The organism is Sphingomonas sp. (assembly GCF_036402235.1).
GTDB lineage: Bacteria > Pseudomonadota > Alphaproteobacteria > Sphingomonadales > Sphingomonadaceae > Sphingomonas.
Genome location: NZ_DASWTG010000060.1, coordinates 32,201 through 51,135 on the forward strand (window position 1 = coordinate 32,201; position 18,935 = coordinate 51,135).

Consider the following 18,935-nt stretch of genomic DNA (forward strand, 5'->3'; position numbering starts at 1 on the left):
CTGGATTTATCCCTTTAAGCGCGGGCGCGACATCATGTCTTTGATCCTGCTCGCCTTTGCAGCGGCGCCCGCCGCCCTCGCCGACGTGCAGCCGGTAATGCCGCAGCCCGCGGCAATCCTCGCCGAGACCCGCCGCGTCGCCAACTGGCAGCTCGCCAACCGCACCAACTGGGCGATGATGCCCGCAGCGCGGCCCAGCGTGCGCAACCCGCGCGACTGGCAACAGGCGGCATTCTGGATCGCGCTGACCGATCTTGCTCAGCGCGACCGCCGCTACGGTAAGCCGCTGCTCGATCTCGGCAGCGAGCTGGGCTGGAAGCTCGGCGACAAGCCCTTCCACGCCGACGACCAGCTGATCGCGCAGGCGTGGATCTGGGCGGCGCGCAACGGTGCGGGCAAGACGGCGCTGGCGCCGGCCATCGCCTATTTCGACAATGTCCTCGCCAATCGCCGGACGGGCAGCCTTGAATTCATTCCCGTCGCGCCCGGCCGCAACAGCTCGGACTGCACAGATCGCTGGTGCTGGTGTGATGCATTGTTCATGGCGCCACCCACGCTGCTTCAGCTTTCAAAGGTCACCGGCAACCGGCACTATGCCGATTTCGCGCACGCGGAGTTCAAGGCGACCACCGACTATCTCTACGATGCGCGGGAGGGGTTGTACTTCCGCGACAGCCGCTTCTTCGACGTGCGCGACGCCAAGGGGCGCAAGCAGTTCTGGAGCCGCGGCAATGGCTGGGTGATGGGCGGCCTCGTCCGGATGCTGCAGGTGATGGACCGCAAGGATCCCAGGCGGCCCTATTACGAGAAGCTGTTCCGCGACATGTCGGCGCGGCTGCTGACGCTGCAAAAGGCCGACGGCTACTGGCCGGCCTCGCTGCTCGATGACGATCCCGGCACCCCGCCCGAAACCAGCGGCACCGCCTTCTTCACCTATGCCTTTGCCTGGGGCGTCGATGCCGGGCTGCTCGATCGCGGCGCCTATCAGCCCGCGGCGATCAGGGGCTGGAACGCAGTGGTCCGCGCGGTGCAGCCCGACGGCATGCTCGGCTGGGTGCAGCAGGTCGGCGACCGGCCCGACAGTGTCTCCGCCAGCGAGACGCAATTCTATGGCGCCGGCGCGTTCGTGCTTGCCGGCACCGCGATGTACGATCTGGCGCGCAAGGCGAAGCGCTGATGCGAAGGCTGGTTTGCGTACCCCTTGCCGCGGCATTGCTTGCGGGCAATGCGGCTCCCGCCGATCGCCGGGCAGGCAAGCCGCACGGCCCGGTCTATGCCGCAGACGTCGCGCCGATGGACCAGACCGTCCGCACCCGGCTGATGCCACAGGTCGAGACGCTGCTCGAGCAGTTGCTGCGCGAGAAGCGCGGCATGCGCCTTGGCGGTGTCGCGGTGTTCGAGAGCGGCGACAAGTTCCTGCCCGGCAAGATCGCCGCGGCGATGGCCTATCGCATCACCGCGCTCGACCCGAACGATCCGCGGCTCGCCCAGCGGCTGCGCGACTTTGCCGACATTGCCGATCTGACGCTCGCTGATCCCAACGACAGCTGGGGCATCTATTATTATGTCTCGGCGCTGCACGATCTCAACGAACGCGGCCTGCTCGACCGCGCGCTGCGCCCGGCGACGCTGGCGCGGCTCAAGCAGCAGCTCGACTGGCGCCGCTTCGTCCGCCCCGATCTCACGCTGATCGATCTGCCCAACAACTATTATGGTGTCGCCTTCTCGATCGCCCGGCTCCGCCACCTGATGGGATGGGAGGAGGCGTCGGGTGCCGGCCAGTTGCTCGCGCGCACGCTCGATCACTACCGCAGATATTCGGGCGAATATGGCTTTGCCGACGAGACTGAGGGCAAGGGCCGGTTCGACCGCTATTCGGTCCTGCTGATCGGCGAGATCGCGCATCGCCTGATCGAGACCGGCATGACCCCCTCGGCCGAGGTCAGGGGCTGGCTGCGCAAGTCGGTCGATCTGCTGCTCCCGCGCTTCAACCTGACGGGGGAAGGCTTCGAATATGGCCGCAGCATCGGCGCCTATGGCGAGACTGCGTTCGTCGAGGTGCTGACCGCCGCGGCATTGCTCAAGGTTCTGACGCCGCAGGAGGAGCGCATGGCTTATGCCTTTTCCAGCCGGATCAGCGCGCGCTATATGGACTTCTGGGTCGATCCGAAGACCGGATCAGTCGACTTGTGGGGGCAGGGGCGGCGCACCGATGCCTATCGCGGCATCCATCGCATCTTCGGCGAGAATCTGAGCCTGGCGCGCCAGCATATCTACACCAACGCGATCTGGAACCGGCTCGGCTATGCCGGACAGGCGCCTGATCGCGGCTACGTCAAATGGCTCGAGACGCTGCCGCGCTCGACCGTCACCTGGTTCGCGCGCGGCGAGCATGACCGTGCGCTGGTGACGGTGCGGGATCGGGGCAGGCTGATCGGCCTTCCGATCATCAACGGGGCGGAGGGGCAGCATATGCACAACCCCTATTTCCCGGTGCCGTTTTCGCCCGGCATGCTTTCGGGGTCAGCCGACGCCACCTATCCGTACCTCGTTCCGCGCATCACGCTGGCGGACGGCGCGGTGCTGATGCCCCTCGCCTTCTTCAAGGACGTGCGCGTCACCCGGCGCGGCGCGGTGACCGAGGTACGCTGGCGTCAGGAAGCGCTCGACCTGATGGGCGAGAACGATGCGCGGCGCGACCCGCGCGCGAGCATCGAGACGCGCTATACGCTCGCGCCCGGCCAGATCACCCGCAGCGACCGGCTGCGCCTCGCCCCCGGCATGCGTGCGGCGAAGATCGATCTCGAATTTGCGAGTTTCTCGGGCGCACCCTCGGCGAAGGCGGGGAAAGTGGCGTTCGGAACCGGTGCTGTCCGCAGTTTCGCCACGCGCGGCTATGATGGTTGCACCGTCGAAAAAGCCGAAAAGCCCGAATATCGTGCGCCGATCGGCGCATTTGCGAGTGTCGTGCGGTGCACGCGATCTGCCCCCATCGCGCAAAGCGGTGCCATAGCGCTAACATGGGATTTGTCTTACAACCAATGATCTTGGCGGGTTGACTCTCCCGGGCGAAGTTGTAGGACACATTTCTATGACACCGGTATCAAGCCGGGTCTTGGGAGGATTAGGATGAAGTCTCGATCGATGATGGTTCGCGGTTCCCTGCTCGCTTCGGCGGCGCTCGCGGCAATGGCGCCGGCGTTCGCGCAGGATGCGCCGCCGCCAGCCGCTTCGCCTGCATCCGGCGCCGCGGGTGAGGAAGAGATCATCGTCACCGGCGCGCGCGCGACTCAGCGCACCTCGATCGAGTTCAAGCGCAGCGCCGACGTCGTGGTCGACGGTCTGGTCAGCGACGAGATCGGCGCGACCCCCGACAACAGCGTCGGCGACACGCTGGAACGGATCACCGGCGTGTCGGCCGATCGCTTCAAGGGCAATGCCAACGAGCTGTCCGTTCGCGGCCTTGGCCCGACGCTCAGCTTCTCGACCTTCAACGGGCGTGAGGTCTCGACGGCAGGTCCCGACCGCTCGGTCGCGTTCCAGCAATTCCCTTCGGAGCTGGTCAACGGCGTGCTGGTCTACAAGTCGCAACGCGCCGATTTCCTGGAAGGCGGGGTCGGCGGCGTGATCGAGCTCAAGTCGATGAAGCCGCTCGACTATGGCAAACGGCGCATCCAGTTCGAGTTGCGCGGCGATTTCCAGCCCAAGGACGACGATGTATATCAGCATGACGGCCTCGGCTATCGCGCGAACATTTCCTACACTGACGTCTATTCGACGGGGCTTGGCGATGTCGGGGTCACGATCGGCTATCAGCGCCAGGACACGACCACGCCCGAAGACTATTACAACACCAACTCGACCTTCCAGGCGTGCAACACGATCGCCAACAATCCGTCGTTGACGACCGGCTCGGCCGCGGCGCTGGTCGCGGCCGGCGCGGGCGCCAACTGCACCGTCGCGACCGGGCCGCGCTCGATCCCGCCCTCGGCCAACGCGACGCCGGTGCTGGTCGGGGAGACGCGTGGCGACGTCTATTTCGCCAACAGCTCGCGCAGCTTCCGCACGCAGAAGACGTCGGAGGTGCGCGACGGCATCATCGGTGCGGTCCAGTGGCGGCCGCATCCCGATTTCGAGGTCGCGCTCGACGGGCAATATTCGAACCGCGCCAGCCTGGAGGATCGCAACGTCCTGCAGATCACCGAAGGCCTTCGCGGCGTCCAGCCGCTGGTGATCGGCAACGGCAGCAATGGCTATTCGCGTGGCGCGCTGATGAGCTACCGCGGCAACTCGAATCTCGAGAACCAGCTCGAGAAGCGCCAGCGTAACGAGGAGTATCTGGGCGGCGGCATTAGCCTGATCTGGTCGCCCGAACGCTGGAACATCGCGTTCGACGGCTCCTATTCGCGCAGCCACCGCACCGAGACGCAGAAGCAGACCCGCATGCGCTCGACCACGCGCGTGCCCTATACGCTGACCTACAACGGCGACGATGTCGTGCCGACGGTCGATTTCGGCAGTTTCGACATCACCAACCACGCCAACTTCCTCGCCCTTGGCAACACCGCGGTCTATGCGCGCAACCGCTTCGTCACCGATCGTGAGGATGTGATCTGGGCAGGCAGGCTCGACATCGCCCGTGAGTTCGACGGGTTCATCAACGCGGTGAAGTTCGGCGGCCGCTACTCGAACCACCACCGCACCAACGACAATGCGCGCAATACCGACCTCAACACCATTCCCGGCAGCGCTGCTCAGGTCGCCGCCCTGATCACGCAGGCCAACCAGCAGTGTCGCGTGCCGTTCACCACCAGCTCCTACATGCAGGGCATGGGCACCAACGTCACGCGCTGGGCGACGTTCGACAATGACTGCCTGTTCCGCACCTTCACCGGCAGCGACGACGCGCTTCCCTATCCCGTCGACGGCCGCGACCCCAGCGACATCGACGTCCGCGAGAAGATCTGGGCGGCCTATGCGATGGCGAATTTTCGCTCGGATTCCGGTGCGGTGCCGTTCAGCGGCAATGTCGGCCTGCGCTGGGTGAAGACCGACATCAGCTCGGTCGGCTATCGCCAGGGCTATCGTCTGACGATCAACTCGGGCAACGACACCTATGATATCGCGGTGGACCCGACCCAGCCGCTTTCCGTGCTTTCCGCCAGAGGCAGCTATGACTATCTGTTGCCCAGCGCGAACATCGCGTTCGATCTGTCGCAGCAGCTCAAGCTCCGGCTTGCCGCCTATCGCGCGATCGCGCGGTCGGGCATCGAGAGCTTCGGCGCGGGGATCAGCCTGACCCCGACGGTCGCGGCGAGTGGCATCGACAACATCATCTTCAACGCGACCACCGGCAATCCGGACCTGAAGCCGCTGCGTTCGTGGAACGCCGATGCCAGTCTCGAGCTCTATGCCTCGAAGGACACGATGCTGTCGGTCGCCGGCTATTACAAATGGGTCACCGGCACCGTGATCGGCCGCTCCGAGCCGAAGCCCACCGACATCACCGTCACCACGATCCGCGACGGGGGCACGCCGACGACGCAGACCTTCACGATCAGCCCCGTCGCGCCATCCAACGATACCGAGACCCGCCACCTCTACGGCGTCGAGGCGACGTTCAGCCATGTGCTGACCTGGCTGCCCGATCCGCTCGACGGCTTCGGCATCCAGGGGTCGGTCAACCGCGCCTTCGCGAATTTCCAATATCCCGATACGTCGCCGATCGCCGCCTATATCGATCCGGCGAACCTGATCGGCCTGTCCAAATGGACGGCGAGCGGATCGGTGTGGTTCGAGAAATGGGGCCTCTCGCTGCGCGCCAACCTCCGCTACCGTTCGGACTATTACAAGCCGAACGGCGGCACCAACCGCGAGATCCGCGACGGCACCTATCTCAACCTGTCGGCGCAATATGACCTGACGAAGAACGTCCAGCTCAAGCTCCAGGCGCTCAACGTCACCGGCACGCCCGACGTGATGTACAAGGGCGGCTTCGACAGCATCACTGAAGTCTCCAACAGCGGAACCCAGTATTTTGCCGGATTCCGGGTGCGCCTGTGATTGCCCCGAACCTAGGCTGGACCATCCCTCTCTCGGTCTTCGCCGTCACCGCCGCCGTGGATTTCGCATCCGCGGCGGCGGCTTTGTCTTCCGCCGGGCAGGCTGCGGTCTGTCAGGGAAGCGAGGGTTACGCCGCGTCGTTCGGCGGCCGCCGCACCTTCACGCTGCGCCCCGCCGAGCTCGAGTCGATCAAGGCGTCGCTGGCGAGCGATCCTGCCATCGCACCGGCTTATCGCGCCCTGCTCGCCCGGGCGGATCAGGCACTCGCGCGCAAGCCCCGCTCGGTACTCGACAAGCGCACCATCCCGCTGTCGGGCGATCGCCGCGACTATGTGAGCCTCGCGCCCTATTGGTGGCCCGATCCCGCCAACCCCAGGGGACCCTATGTCCGCCGCGACGGGCAGGTGAATCCGGAGCGCGAGACCAACCGCTTCGATCGCGGCGCGCTCGGTCGCATGATCAGCGATACCGACACGCTCGGGCTGGCTTATTACTACAGCGGCGACCGCAACTACGCCGAGAAGGCGGCAGCCCTGGTGCGGGCGTGGTTCCTCGATCCCGCCACGGGGATGAACCCCAACATGAACTATGCCCAGGCGGTGCCGGGGCGCGAGAACGGCCGGGCAGAGGGCGTGCTCGACACCAGCGGCCTCATCGCGGTGATCGATGCGGTCGGGCTGATCGGGCCTTCGGGCGCGCTTTCGGCGGACGAGATCAAGGCGCTGGAGGCCTGGTTCTCGCGCTATGTCGACTGGATGCGCACCAGCCCCAACGGCAAGGCCGAGGCGGCCGCGCGCAACAATCACGGCATCTGGTACGATGCCCAGATCGCGCGCTTCGCCTTGTTCGCGCGCCGCGACGATATCGCGCGGCGCACGGTTGCGGCATTCCCCAGGGTGCGCATCGAACGTCAGATCGATCCCTCCGGTGCGCTTCCGCACGAGCTGACCCGCACGCGCAGTTTCCACTATTCGATCTACGCGCTCGACGCTGCCTATCATGTCGCGGACAGTGCGGCATGCCTGGGGAGCGATCTCTATGCCGCCGGCATGCAGGGCCGATCCCTGCGCAAGGCGACCGCCTATGTCGCCGCCTATCGCGGGCGGCAAGGCGATTGGCCGTACAAGGAAATGAAATGGCCGACTGAGGCGCTCGACGCGTTGCTGACCCGCGCCGATGCCGCCTGGGGTCCGGGCGCCTATCCGCGGCTTGCGGCCGGGGAGATGGTGCTGCGATACCGGCCCGCACCATGATCTCGCGCCGCGCTCTGCTCGCTGCGCCGCTGTTGGCGCTTCCTGCGGCTGCGGCACGCGCGCCCGCCTTCGACCTGCGCGCGATCGAGCGTCGCCGCGTCGCAGTGCAGGCGGGCGCGCTGCTTGCCGAGCAGCCGCGCACCATCGCAGCGATTCCCGCGCCGCGCAGTCCCGCCGGGCGCCACGACTATTATTCGGAGGGCGATTACTGGTGGCCTGATCCCGCCAACCCCGGCGGACCCTATGTGCGCCGCGACGGTCGCTCGAACCCCGAGAAGTTTGAGGGGCATCGCGATGCGCTGATCCGCTTCGGGCGCGTCGTGCCCGCACTGGCCACGGCGTGGGACCTGACCGGCGAGGCGCGCTATGCCGCCGCCGCGATCCGGCACCTGCGCGCCTGGTTCATCGACCCGCCGACGCGGATGAACCCCAATCTTCAGCACGCGCAGGCGATTATCAGGGTCAACACCGGCCGCGCGATCGGCGTGATCGACACGCTCCAGATCGTCGAGGTCGCGCGCGCCGTCAGCCTGTTCGCGCGGCGCAACGCGCCCGGCTATGCCGCGATCCGCGCAGCGGTGGAGCGCTGGTTCGCGCGCTACCTCGACTGGCTCACGACTTCGTCCTTCGGGATCGAGGAGCGTGATCAGGCCAACAATCATGGCACCTGCTGGCTGTTGCAGGCTGCGGCGTTCGCATCGGTCGTCAACCGCGTCGATGTGCTCGCAGCGGCGCGCGAACGGCTGAAGACGGTCATCATTCCGGCCCAGATCGCGCCGGACGGGCGCCAGCCGCTCGAGCTCGCGCGGACCAAGCCTTATGCCTATTCCTTGTTCAACCTCGACGTGCTCGCCGCATCGGCATGGCTGTTGTCGGAGGGGAAGGGCGAGCTGATCGGTTGGCGCACGAGCGACGGCCGCTCGATCGGGCAGGGAATCGCGTTCATGGCGCCGTACATCGCCGACAAGGGCAAATGGCCGTTCGCCAGGGACATCGAATATTTCGAAGGCTTCCCGGTGCGCCACCCGGCATTGCTGTTCGGCGCCCGCGCACTGGCCCGTCCCGACTGGCTGCGCATCTGGAGCGGCCTTGACCCCGATCCGGCGATCGGCGAGGTGATCCGCAATTTCCCGGTCCGCCAGCCCTTGCTGTGGCTGGACTGAGGCTCAGCCCAGCGCGCGGATGAACGCCGCGGCGCGTTCGCCGACTTCCGCTGCTGTGAAGCCCGGCTTGTAGAGCGCCGAGCCAAGCCCGAAGCCCGGTGCCCCGGCATCGCGCCAGGGCTGCATCGTGTCGGGCGCGATGCCGCCGACGGGGAGCACGCGGATCGCAGGGGGCAGCACCGCGCGCATCGCCTTGAGCACCGCAGGGGAGGCGGCTTCGGCGGGGAACAGCTTCAGCGCCGTCGCGCCGGCATCCAGCGCGGCGAACGCCTCGGTCGGCGTGGCGATGCCGGGCAGCGAGACGAGGCCGCGCGTCGCGCTCGCCGCGATGACGGCGGGATTGGCGTTGGGGGAGATGATCAGCGTGCCGCCCGCATCCGCGACCGCGGCGACATCCGCCTCGCGCAATACGGTGCCCGCGCCCACAATCGCGCGGTCGCCGACCCGCTTTGCCAGCCGGGCGATGCTGTCGAGCGGGTCGGGGGAGTTCAGCGGCACCTCGATCAGCGTGAAGCCCGCATCGACCAGCGCCTCGCCGATCGCCTCCACCTCATCGGGCCTCACCCCGCGCAGGATCGCGATCAGCGGGCATCGGGCAAAGGCGGCGTCGAAGGCGGCGTGGCTCATGGGATTGCGTCTCCGATTGCGAGGATGCCGGCCACAAAGGCGGCGTGGCTGTCGATCAGGGCGGCCGATCGGCCATGGGCCTCGATCGCGGTGATGTAGAGATTGCCGAGCTCGGGGCCGGAGAGGATGAGCACTTCGGCATCCGGCATCTCGTCGAGCCGGACGGCGACGTCGCTGCCGATCAGCAGCCCGCTGGCATAGGCGGCGGCATCGGCGTCGTCGCGCGTGCCCAGCATCTTGGCCGCGCGGATCCCGAACAGCGACGCGGCAAGGTCACGGCGCTTCGCCGCCTCGACGCCCTCGCGGAATGCGGCGTTGGCCGTCACCGCGCCCTGGAGTTGCGCGGCGAGCAGGCCGTGGGCTCGCAGCAGCGCGAACAGCTCGCCGGTCATCGCGGTGGTGAAGCCGGCGATGCGGCCGTCACGCATCTGTGCCCATTTGCAGTGCGTGCCCGGCTGGACGAGCAGCGCGTCGGCCGGCGTCAGTCCCGACGCGACCGCGCCGAGCAGCTGCACCTCCTCGCCGCGCATCACATCGGGGCGACCATCGGCCAGCGTCGAGACGCCCGGCACGATCGCGGTGCGCTCGTCGAGGTGCAGCAGGCTTGCGGCAAGCTCACCGACTCCGGCTGGCGCCGGCACATAGGGCGCCGGCTGCCACCCGATATTCGATCCGACCATCCCCGCAAGCAGCATCGGCAGGTCGCCGAAGCGCTCGCGGATCGCGGCCGCTTCGCCGGCGAAATCCTGAACCGCCGTCACACCGCGATCGTCGCGCTCGGTGCGCACCACCGCGCCGCCCTCGATCCGGTAGACTCGGCGGTTGGTGGTGCCCCAGTCGACCGCGAGGAACGGCTCGCCTTGCCTCACCACCATGTCGCGTACAGCGCGATCAGGATCGCGATGATCACGACGCCGGCGATGTTGAAGCTGGTGCTGGTGCCGAACGACACGCCCTGCATGGTGATGCGATTGCTGTGGGCGGGAGCCGGACGGGCGAGCGAGACGACCACCGCGAGCGCGAGGCTGATGAGGAACACCATTGCCATCCGGTTCATGAACGGCACCGCGTTGAGCGCGGCGATTCCGCCCCAGTCGGCGGGGAACCAGAACAGGAAGCTCAGCACGACCGACGCCACCGCCCCGGTCAGCGCGCCCATTTCGGTCGCGCGCGGCCAGAACAGGCCAAGCAGGAAGATGACGGTGATGCCCGGCGTCACGAAGCCCGAGAATTCCTGGATATACTGGAACGCCTGGTCGAGGCTGCCGAGCAGCGGGCGCGCGGTGAGGATCGCGAGCAGCGTCGCCACCACTGCGGTGATGCGGCCGACCAGCACCAGCTGCTTCTCGTGCGCCGTGGTGAGCTCGGCATTGGCGCCGGCGTCTTGCGCGCGGTTCTGCACGCGCTTCGCCTTGGCGTAGAGATCGAGCGTGAAGATCGTCGCGATCGAATTGATCTTGGACGCGGTGGAGGCGATGATCGCCGCCACCAGCGCTGCGAACACCAGGCCGAGCAGGCCGACCGGCAGCAGCCCCATCATCGTGGGATAAGCCTGGTCGGGCTTGGCGAGGTCGGGCGCAAGGATCACTGCGGCGATGCCCGGCAGCACGATGATCACCGGCATCAGCAGCTTTAGGAAGGCGGCGAACACCACACCCTTCTGCGCCTCGCCCAGGCTCTTCGCGGCAAGCGCGCGCTGGATGATATACTGGTTGAAGCCCCAGTAGGAGAGGTTGGCGATCCACATGCCGCCGATCAGCACGCTGAGGCCCGGAAGGTCCTTGTAGAAGGGATTGTCGGGCGAGAGGATCATGTCGAACTTCTCGGGCAATTCGGTGGTGAGGCGCGAGAAGCCGCCGAGCACGCCCGCATCGCCGCCGATCTTGCTAAGCGTGAGGTAGGAGATGACGAGGCCGCCGAGCACCAGCAGCGTGACCTGGACGATATCGGTCAGCGCCACGGCCTTGAGACCCCCGCGCAACTGATAGACCAGCGCGAAGGCGCCGAGTCCGAACAGCGCGACATCCTGATTGACCCCGGCGACCTGAGTCACCGCGATCGAGCCGAGCCACAGGATCGAGGTCAGGTTGACGAAGATGTAGAGCGCCAGCCAGAACACCGCCATCACGGTGCGGATCGTCGGCCCGAACCGTTGCTCCAGGAACTGGGGCATGGTGTAGATTTCGTTCTTGAGGAAGATCGGCAGGAACCATTTGCCGACGATCAGCAGCGTGAGCGCGGCCATCCACTCATAGGAGGCGATGGCAAGGCCGATCGCATAGCCCGAGCCCGACATGCCGACGATCTGCTCGGCCGAGATGTTGGCCGCGATCAGCGACGCGCCGATCGCCCACCAGGGCAGCGCCTTGGAGGCGAGGAAATAGTCGGACGTGTCCTTGGTATGACCCGCCTTCTCGCGGCTGACCCACTGGGCAAGCCCGAAGATGCCGATGGCATAGACGATCACGACGATCAGATCGATTTGCGACAGGCTCGTCACCGCGTGTTCCCCTCCTGCGCGCGCGGCCCGGTGCTGCGGCGCTGTGGTACATTTATCTGATTAATTGGTCTTGTCTAGCGCATCGTTCCGCTTAACATAGCACATGGCGTTCAATGGCGGACGACACAGGGGGAAGGCGGGTTCTTTTGGCTACCGGGCTATCAACGCTGGCGCGCGATGAAGGGCGGCCTGAACTGGGGCGCAACCTGACCTATGGCCTTCTCGACAATCTCGGCCGGGCGATCGTCACCGGGCGTTTCGAGCAGGAATCCTTTCCGACCGAGGCGGAGCTCGCCAAGCAGCACGGGGTCAGCCGCTCGGTGACGCGCGAGGCGGTCAAGATGCTCACCGCCAAGGGCTTGCTCAGCGCACGCCCGCGCCAGGGGACGGTGGTGCAGCCGACGGCGTCGTGGAACCTGTTCGACACCGATGTGCTGCGCTGGCTGCTCGAGCGGCAATTCTCGGTCGAGCTGCTCAAGCAGTTCAACCAGCTGCGCGTGGCGATCGAGCCCGAGGCAGCGGCGCTCGCGGCGCGCTTTGCGGGAGAAGGCGATCTTCAGCGGATCAAGGACGGGCTCGACCGGATGAAGGCGGCCGAGCAGGGGATGGACGATACGCTGGAGGCGGATATCGCGTTCCATGTCGCGATCCTGCGGGGGTCGGGGAACCCGTTCTATGCGCAGTTCCGCGATGTCGTGTCGACCGCGCTGCGCACGTCGATCCGCTTCACCAACCGGATCAAGGGCCGCAGCGCCAGCGTCGCCGACCATGCCGCGGTGCGCGACGCGATCCTCGCCCGCGATCCCGACGCCGCGCGCATCGCGATGCGCGCGCTTATCGGTGACGTACTCGATCTGATCGACGAAGCCGAGACCGGCAAGGCGCCCGGCTGAGCGCCTTGCCCCTTTTGCCTCAGCGCCGCGCGCCGGTGCTGAAGCGATACGACATCACGTTGCGATAGGTCTGGCCGGGCTTGAGGCGCGCCTCGGGGAAGCCCTTCTGGTTGATCGCATCCGGGAAGATCTGCGGCTCCATCACGATCGCGTCGCCGCCGCGATAGAGCTTCTTCGCCTTGCCCGAGAAGGTGCCGTTGAGGAAATTGCCCGAATAGAATTGCAGGCCCGGCTGATTCGACCACAGCTCGTAGCTGCGACCCGATGCCGGATCGGAGACGCGCGCCATCAGATGCTGGTCCGCGGTCACCTTGCTGCCGATCACCCAGTTATGGTCATAGCCGCGGCCATAGGCGATCTGCGTATCGCGCGCGTCGCGGACGCGATCGCCGATCGCACGCGGCGTGTTGAAGTCGAACACGGTGCCGGCGACGGGGCGAAGCTCGCCAGTCGGGATCAGCGTCTCGTCGACCGGCGTATAGGTCTTGGCGGGGATATGGACGATGTGCCCCATCGCGCCGTTGGACGAACCCTCGCCCGAGAGGTTCCAATAGGCGTGGTTGGAGATGTTGACGATCGTCTCCTTGTCGGTGGTCGCGGTATATTCGATCGTCAGCCGGTTGGCCTCGTCGAGCGAATAGGTGGCATCGACGGTGAGCGTGCCGGGATAGCCCTGATCGCCGTCAGGGCTGACATAGCGCAGCGTCACCGAAGCGGTGGGACCATTCTTCATTGACACCACGTCCCACAGCACCTTGTCGAAGCCTGCCGTGCCGCCGTGCAGCGAATTGGTGCCGTCGTTGAGCGGCGTCTGATACGCCCGGCCGTTCAGCGTGAAGCGGCCGCCGTCGATGCGGTTGGCGAAGCGGCCGACCGTGGCGCCGATGAAGTTGGGGAATTTGAGATAGCCGTCCATGCTCTCGTGGCCGAGCGCGATATCGGCCTTTTTGCCGGAACGGTCGGGCATCACTAGCGACTGGATCGATGCGCCATAGGCGATGACGGTGGCCGAGACGCCGCGGCCGTTGCTCAGCGTCACCGCGGCGACATCGCGCCCGTCGGGCATCCGGCCAAAGCTCGAGCGCTTGGCGGTGGCGGCCTCGGCGGCGCCTGCGAGCGCGCAGGCGGAAACTGCCACGGCCAGGATTGCAACGTGTTTCAGCATCTCTCTCATCCTTCCCTAACCGCGATACCGGTGGGTCGGCAGGCCGCGGCAGCCCGGGTCGACCTCGAATAACGCGCCGCCGAGCGGCTCGTCCACATCCACCGCCGCCGAGGTCACGAACATCCGGTCGAGGTTCGGCCCTGCAAAGGTGCAGCTGCTGATCTGGCTGGCGGGCAGCTCGATGATGCGGTCGCGCTCGCCCTCGGGCGTGAAGCGCATCACACACCCGCCGCCCCAGCACGCCACCCACAGCCCGCCCTCGGCGTCGAAGGTCATGCCGTCGGGCTTGCCCCAGTGCGGCTCGAAGCGGATGAACTCGGTTCGCTCGCCCGGATTTCCCGCAGCATCGAGCTGAAAGCGATAGATGATGCCGAGACCGCTGTCGGTGTGAAGGATGGTCTGGCCGTCGGCGCCGATCGCCGGACCGTTGGCGATGCTATAGCCGTGGTCGACGAGCGTCACGGCGCCCTCGGGATCGAGGCGGTAGAAGCCGCCCGTGGGTTTGTCGGCAGTGATGGGCATGGTGCCCATCCAGACCCGGCCGGCGGCATCGGCCTTGGCGTCGTTGACGCGGTTGCCGGCGCGGTCGGGCTCGATCCGCGCGATCCGGTCGATGATCGTGCCGTCCGGATCGAGCACGGCGACCTCACGTCCGATCCCGGCGACGAACCCGCCGCTCTCGCGCTCGATCACCCAGCCGGTATAGCCGGGCATTCGCCAACTCTCGACCGCGCCGCCGGCGAGCGACAGCCGGTTGATGCGGTGACCGAGAATGTCCGTCCAATAGACCGCATCGTCGCGCGCCGACCACAGCGGGCCTTCGCCCAGCACGTCGCGCCGGTCGCGCTCGATCACCCTCAGCAGCGCCATCAGTGGCTGTCACGCGGCAGCCCGCGCGTCTGGGCGATGCGCTGATATTTGACGGCGTTCTCCAGCACGGCGCCGGTGTCGAACTGGCCGACCAGGTCGCGATGGATCTCCTGCCACGGCGTCTGCGATTGCGGCACATAGTCGCGGGCCTGGCCCAGCGCCACGCGGCGGCGCTCCAGCTCCTCCGCCGGGACCAGCAGGTCGGCGCTGCGCCGCCTGAGGTCGATGCGGATGCGATCGCCCGTCTGGGCGAGCGCGAGGCCGCCGCCCACCGCCGCTTCGGGCGCGGCATTGAGGATCGAGGGGGATCCGCTGGTGCCCGACTGGCGCCCGTCGCCGATGCAGGGCAGAGCGTGGATGCCCGCCTGGATCAACGCCGCGGGCGGGCGCATGTTGACGACCTCCGCGCCGCCCGGATAGCCGACCGGCCCGGCACCGCGCATGATGAGGATCGAATGCTCGTCCGCGCCGAGCGCTGGATCGTCGATGCGGTGATGATAGTCCTCGGGCCCGTCGAACACGATCGCCGTCCCCTCGAAAGCCTCGGGGTCGTCGGGATTGGAGAGGTAGCGCGCGCGGAAATCGTCCGAGATCACGCTCAATTTCATCACCGCATTGTCGAACAGATTGCCCGACAGCACGGTGAGGCCCGCGGCGGGCTTGAGCGGCGCATCAAGTGTGCGGATCACGTCGCTGTCGAGCGTATCCGCGGCACTGATATTGTCTGCGACCGTCGCACCGTTGGCGGTGAGCGCATCACCCTCGATCAGCCCGGCGCGGAGGAGCTGCCCCATCACCGCGGGGACGCCGCCGGCGCGATAGAAATCCTCGCCGAGATAGCTACCGGCGGGCTGGAGATTGACGATCAGCGGCACGTCCGCGCCATGTTCCTCCCAGTCGGCCAGCGTCAGCTCGACGCCGATATGGCGCGCGATCGCATTGAGATGGATCGGCGCGTTGGTCGATCCGCCGATCGCGGAGTTGACGCGGATCGCGTTGAGGAAGGCAGTGCGCGTCAGGATGTCGGAAGGCTTGCGGTCGGCCTTGACCATCTCGACGATCTGCAGCCCGGTCAGATACGCATTCTCCTGACGGTCGCGATAGGGTGCGGGGATCGCCGCGGAACCCGGCAGAGACATGCCCAGCGCCTCGCACAGCGAGTTCATCGTCGTCGCCGTGCCCATCGTGTTGCACCAGCCGGTCGAAGGGGCGGAGGAGGCGACCAGCTCAATGAATCCCTTATAGTCGATCTCGCCCGCCGCGAGCATCGCGCGCGCCTTCCACACGATCGTGCCGGAACCGGTGCGCTCGCCCTTGAACCAGCCGTTGAGCATCGGGCCGACCGACAGCGCGATCGCCGGGATGTTCACCGTCGCCGCCGCCATCAGGCAGGCGGGGGTGGTCTTGTCGCAGCCGATGGTGAGGACGACGCCGTCCATTGGATAGCCGTAGATCGATTCGACCAGGCTCAGATAGGAAAGGTTGCGGTCGAGCCCCGCGGTCGGACGCTTGCCGGTCTCCTGGATCGGATGCGTGGGGAATTCGAGCGCGATGCCGCCGGCGTCGCGAATCCCCTCGCGCACGCGCTTCGCCAGCTCCAGATGGTGGCGGTTGCACGGCACCAGATCGCTTCCTGTCTGCGCGATGCCGATGATCGGCCGGCCCGACTGAAGCTCTTCCAGGCTGATCCCGAAGTTCAGGTAACGCTCGATGTACAACGCTGTCATATCCGGATTGTCCGGGTTGTCGAACCAGGCGCGTGACCGCAGGCTGCGATTTGCCGGCGTTGTCTCGTGATCCCCCTGGCGGCCCATAGTCACTCCGAATTCCCGCCACACCGGGCGTCGTTTCCACATTGATAGAAGGCATTTTCGCGGATAGGAAGCATATATATCGTATAAAAGGGGTAGGGCGTGGACAGGATCAAGCTGGGACTGGTCGGAATCGGGAAGATCGCGCGCGATCAGCATCTGCCGGCGCTGGCCGCATCCCAGGATTTCGAGCTTGCCGCGACGGCGAGCCGGCACGGCCGGGTCGATGGCATCGATGGCTATGGCACGATCGCGGAGCTGGTCTCGGCGCGCCCGGACATCAGCGCGGTATCGCTCTGCACCCCGCCCGACGGGCGGTTCGAACAGGCGATGGCTGCGATCGCGGCGGGCCGGCATGTGATGCTCGAAAAGCCGCCAGCCGCCACCGTTTCCGAAGCCGAGGCGCTGGCGCAGGCCGCGCGCGAGGCCGGGGTGACGCTGTTCGCGACCTGGCACTCGCGCGAGGCGGCCGAAGTCGATGCCGCGCGCGACTGGCTGGTAGACCGGCGGATCGATGCGGTGCGCATCCGCTGGATGGAGAATATCCGCCAATGGCATCCGGGGCAGGACTGGATCCTGGCGGCGGGCGGCTTCGGCGTGTTCGACCCCGGCATCAACGCGCTGTCGATCGCGACCCGCATGCTCCCGCAGCCGCTCACGGTGCTTTCCGCGACGATGGATGTTCCCTCCAACCGCGCCTGCCCGATCGCCGCCGCGGTGACCTTCCGCAGCGGCGCCGCGCAGGTCGACGCGAAGTTCGATTTCCTCCAGACCGGCGAGCAGACCTGGCATATCGAGGTCGACACCGATGCCGGGATGCTGCGCCTCACGCAGGGCGGCGGCTGGCTGGAGCTGCCCGACGGGACGGTGCTGAGCGGATCGGATCAGGAGTATCCGCGGCTCTATCGCGATTTCGCGCGGCTGGTCCGCAATGGCGAATCCGACGTCGATCTGCGGCCGATCCAGCTCGTCGCGGACGCCTTCCTCGTTGCCGATCGCCGGGTGGTCGAGGCGTTTGAGTTCTAGAGCGTGATTCAGCGCAACTGATCCGACTCTAGTCGGTCTCGCCGAGCAGTTCGCGGGCGCAGATGCGCTCGAAGCGGAGCTGCTCGCGCCTCTCTGCTTCTTCGCCCACAGCCGCCCGTTCGGCCAGCTTCTGCCGTGAAACGGCGCAGCACCGGGTGAACGACGCTTGGGATGAGGGGCGCATGGCGTCTCCCGGGTGGTCGGCTGCCGCGGCGCCGGGGCACCGCGGCGGCTTGTAGATCAACGGCGCGGGCCGTTGGCCTCGGTCGTCAGCTTCTTGATTAGGTCGACTTCGGCCTGGCGATAGGGCGTGCCGTCGGCGCGCAGCACTTCGTGGAACCAGATGGTCGGTTCCTCGAGGGTATAGGGCTTCTTCCAGCTGTCCCATGGCAGCCGCGTCTGCGACTTGCCGTCGACGAAGCCCCAGTTGATCATCGCGATCTTGTACTTCTTGCCGATCGGCAGCGACCCGTCGAAGGTCGATCCGTTGCCGCGCGCCATATATTCGGTGGCGAAGACCGGGCGGCCATAGCTCAGCACCTGTTTCGCACGGCGCTCGAACGTCTCGGGCCAGCTATAGTCGTGGAAGCTCATCACGTCCGACTGGGCGACTTGGATCTTCTCGACGGCGTCGAGCTTGTCGTTCTGGTCCCAATGCTCGCCGATCCACAGCCCGCTGGTGAGCGGCTGGGTCGGGTTGGCGCTGCGCGCCCAGTCGAACACCTGCCCGAGCAGGCTCGCAACCAGCTGCTTCTTCTGCGGCGTCGGCTTGTACACGCCGCCACCGCCGCCTTCGTTATTGGGTTCGTTCCACACGTCCCACACGACGATGCGCTTATCGTTGGCGAAGTGGCTGACCACGTCCTTCACATAGGCTTCGAGCTTGTCGTACTGGCTCCTGTCGGCGAGCCGCGCGGCGCCCGGCGCCTGCATCCAGCCCGAATTGTGGACGCCGGGGATCGGCGGGCGCTGCGGCCCCGACACCGGGTTCGGATCCCAGCAGCTGTCGAACAGCACGAACATGATGCGGATCTTGTGCTTGTCCGCGATCTGCAGGAACGTCTCCATCCGCTGCTTGAGGCCCGCGGCGTCCTCCTCCCACAGCATGTTGTGGAGATAGACGCGCATCACGTTCATGCCCATGCCGGCCGCCCAGCCGAGCTCCTGGTCGATCTCCTTCGGGTTGAAGGTGTCGGCCTGCCACATCTCGAACTGGTTGATCGCGCTGCGGTTGTTGTAGTTGGCGCCGACCATCCAGGGCTGCTTGGCATACCAGCCATTGGCCTGTTCCTTGGTCCACATGTCGCGCGCCTCGGCGGGAAGCGCGGCAAGGCCGGCGAGAGCGGCGCCGGCAAGCAGCAGCAGATGTTTCATGCGCAAATCGTCCTGATCCCTGGTTGAACCCGATTCCGGTCCGGGGGCGGCGATGCGGCGTCGTGCAGCGATCCGGCCGTTGCCTGCATCGATCCTCTCCGGTGCGAGCGCCGCGAAATGCGCGCTCCCGGACTGAACTAACGCATCCCGTGCCAAGGGGAAAGTAATTTATCAGATTTATCTTTTAGAA

Annotated in this window: 14 protein-coding genes; 7 read left to right on the top strand and 7 right to left on the bottom strand. The window is 66.6% G+C overall.

The window, feature by feature from the left end:
- The first annotated feature begins 34 nt into the window (after window positions 1-34).
- The 5 genes from VGD28_RS12820 (at window position 35) to VGD28_RS12840 (ending at window position 8,479) form a co-directional block, all read left to right on the top strand.
- Window positions 35-1,177, top strand: coding sequence for a glycoside hydrolase family 88/105 protein (locus tag VGD28_RS12820; RefSeq protein WP_331028735.1), 1,143 nt, complete (start codon window positions 35-37; stop codon window positions 1,175-1,177).
- The gene (locus VGD28_RS12825) at window positions 1,177-3,045 is read left to right on the top strand and encodes a hypothetical protein (RefSeq protein WP_331028736.1); all 1,869 of its coding nucleotides are present in this window, start codon (window positions 1,177-1,179) and stop codon (window positions 3,043-3,045) included. The genes VGD28_RS12820 and VGD28_RS12825 overlap by 1 nt, the downstream gene beginning before the upstream one ends.
- Window positions 3,046-3,147: 102 nt before the next feature.
- A complete protein-coding gene (locus VGD28_RS12830; RefSeq protein WP_331028737.1) occupies window positions 3,148-6,063 on the top strand; it encodes a TonB-dependent receptor in 2,916 nt (971 codons plus the stop codon).
- A gap of 56 nt (window positions 6,064-6,119) precedes the next feature.
- On the top strand, window positions 6,120-7,316 hold the full coding sequence (locus VGD28_RS12835) for an alginate lyase family protein (protein ID WP_331028738.1): 1,197 nt from the start codon (window positions 6,120-6,122) through the stop codon (window positions 7,314-7,316).
- Entirely contained in the window at window positions 7,313-8,479 is a 1,167-nt protein-coding gene (locus VGD28_RS12840; RefSeq protein WP_331028739.1) for an alginate lyase family protein, read from the top strand. The genes VGD28_RS12835 and VGD28_RS12840 overlap by 4 nt, the downstream gene beginning before the upstream one ends.
- Before the next feature lie 3 nt (window positions 8,480-8,482).
- On the opposite strand, the gene VGD28_RS12845 is transcribed toward VGD28_RS12840, so the two are convergent.
- The 3 genes from VGD28_RS12845 to VGD28_RS12855 are packed head-to-tail and all read right to left on the bottom strand — an operon-like array spanning window position 8,483 to window position 11,606.
- Complete coding sequence (locus VGD28_RS12845) at window positions 8,483-9,106, bottom strand: 2-dehydro-3-deoxy-6-phosphogalactonate aldolase (RefSeq protein WP_331028740.1); 624 nt, start codon at window positions 9,104-9,106, stop codon at window positions 8,483-8,485.
- On the bottom strand, window positions 9,103-9,981 hold the full coding sequence (locus VGD28_RS12850) for a 2-dehydro-3-deoxygalactonokinase (RefSeq protein WP_331028741.1): 879 nt from the start codon (window positions 9,979-9,981) through the stop codon (window positions 9,103-9,105). Before VGD28_RS12850 ends, VGD28_RS12845 begins: the two co-directional genes overlap by 4 nt.
- On the bottom strand, window positions 9,972-11,606 hold the full coding sequence (locus tag VGD28_RS12855) for a sodium/sugar symporter (protein ID WP_331028742.1): 1,635 nt from the start codon (window positions 11,604-11,606) through the stop codon (window positions 9,972-9,974). The genes VGD28_RS12850 and VGD28_RS12855 overlap by 10 nt, the downstream gene beginning before the upstream one ends.
- A gap of 146 nt (window positions 11,607-11,752) precedes the next feature.
- Between VGD28_RS12855 and VGD28_RS12860 the strand changes: the two genes are divergently transcribed.
- Window positions 11,753-12,499 carry a FadR/GntR family transcriptional regulator gene (locus tag VGD28_RS12860; protein ID WP_331028743.1) on the top strand — a complete coding sequence of 249 codons (747 nt, stop codon included), beginning with the start codon at window positions 11,753-11,755 and terminating at the stop codon, window positions 12,497-12,499.
- A 19-nt stretch (window positions 12,500-12,518) separates the two neighbouring features.
- Here VGD28_RS12860 and VGD28_RS12865 read toward each other — a convergent pair whose 3' ends face one another.
- The 3 genes from VGD28_RS12865 to VGD28_RS12875 are packed head-to-tail and all read right to left on the bottom strand — an operon-like array spanning window position 12,519 to window position 16,348.
- Window positions 12,519-13,664 (bottom strand): aldose epimerase family protein, encoded by a 1,146-nt coding sequence (locus VGD28_RS12865; protein WP_331028744.1) that lies wholly within the window; start codon window positions 13,662-13,664, stop codon window positions 12,519-12,521.
- 15 nt (window positions 13,665-13,679) lie between these two features.
- Complete coding sequence (locus tag VGD28_RS12870; RefSeq protein WP_331028745.1) at window positions 13,680-14,534, bottom strand: SMP-30/gluconolactonase/LRE family protein; 855 nt, start codon at window positions 14,532-14,534, stop codon at window positions 13,680-13,682.
- Window positions 14,534-16,348: an IlvD/Edd family dehydratase gene (locus VGD28_RS12875; RefSeq protein WP_331028782.1), complete on the bottom strand. Its 1,815-nt coding sequence runs from the start codon at window positions 16,346-16,348 to the stop codon at window positions 14,534-14,536. Before VGD28_RS12875 ends, VGD28_RS12870 begins: the two co-directional genes overlap by 1 nt.
- 99 nt (window positions 16,349-16,447) lie before the next feature.
- On the opposite strand from VGD28_RS12875, the gene VGD28_RS12880 reads away from it, so the two are divergent.
- On the top strand, window positions 16,448-17,371 hold the full coding sequence (locus tag VGD28_RS12880; RefSeq protein ID WP_331028746.1) for a Gfo/Idh/MocA family oxidoreductase: 924 nt from the start codon (window positions 16,448-16,450) through the stop codon (window positions 17,369-17,371).
- A gap of 240 nt (window positions 17,372-17,611) precedes the next feature.
- Here the strand turns inward: VGD28_RS12880 and VGD28_RS12885 are convergent, their stop codons facing one another.
- Entirely contained in the window at window positions 17,612-18,745 is a 1,134-nt protein-coding gene (locus tag VGD28_RS12885) for an endo-1,4-beta-xylanase (protein WP_331028747.1), read from the bottom strand.
- Window positions 18,746-18,935 lie beyond the last annotated feature (190 nt).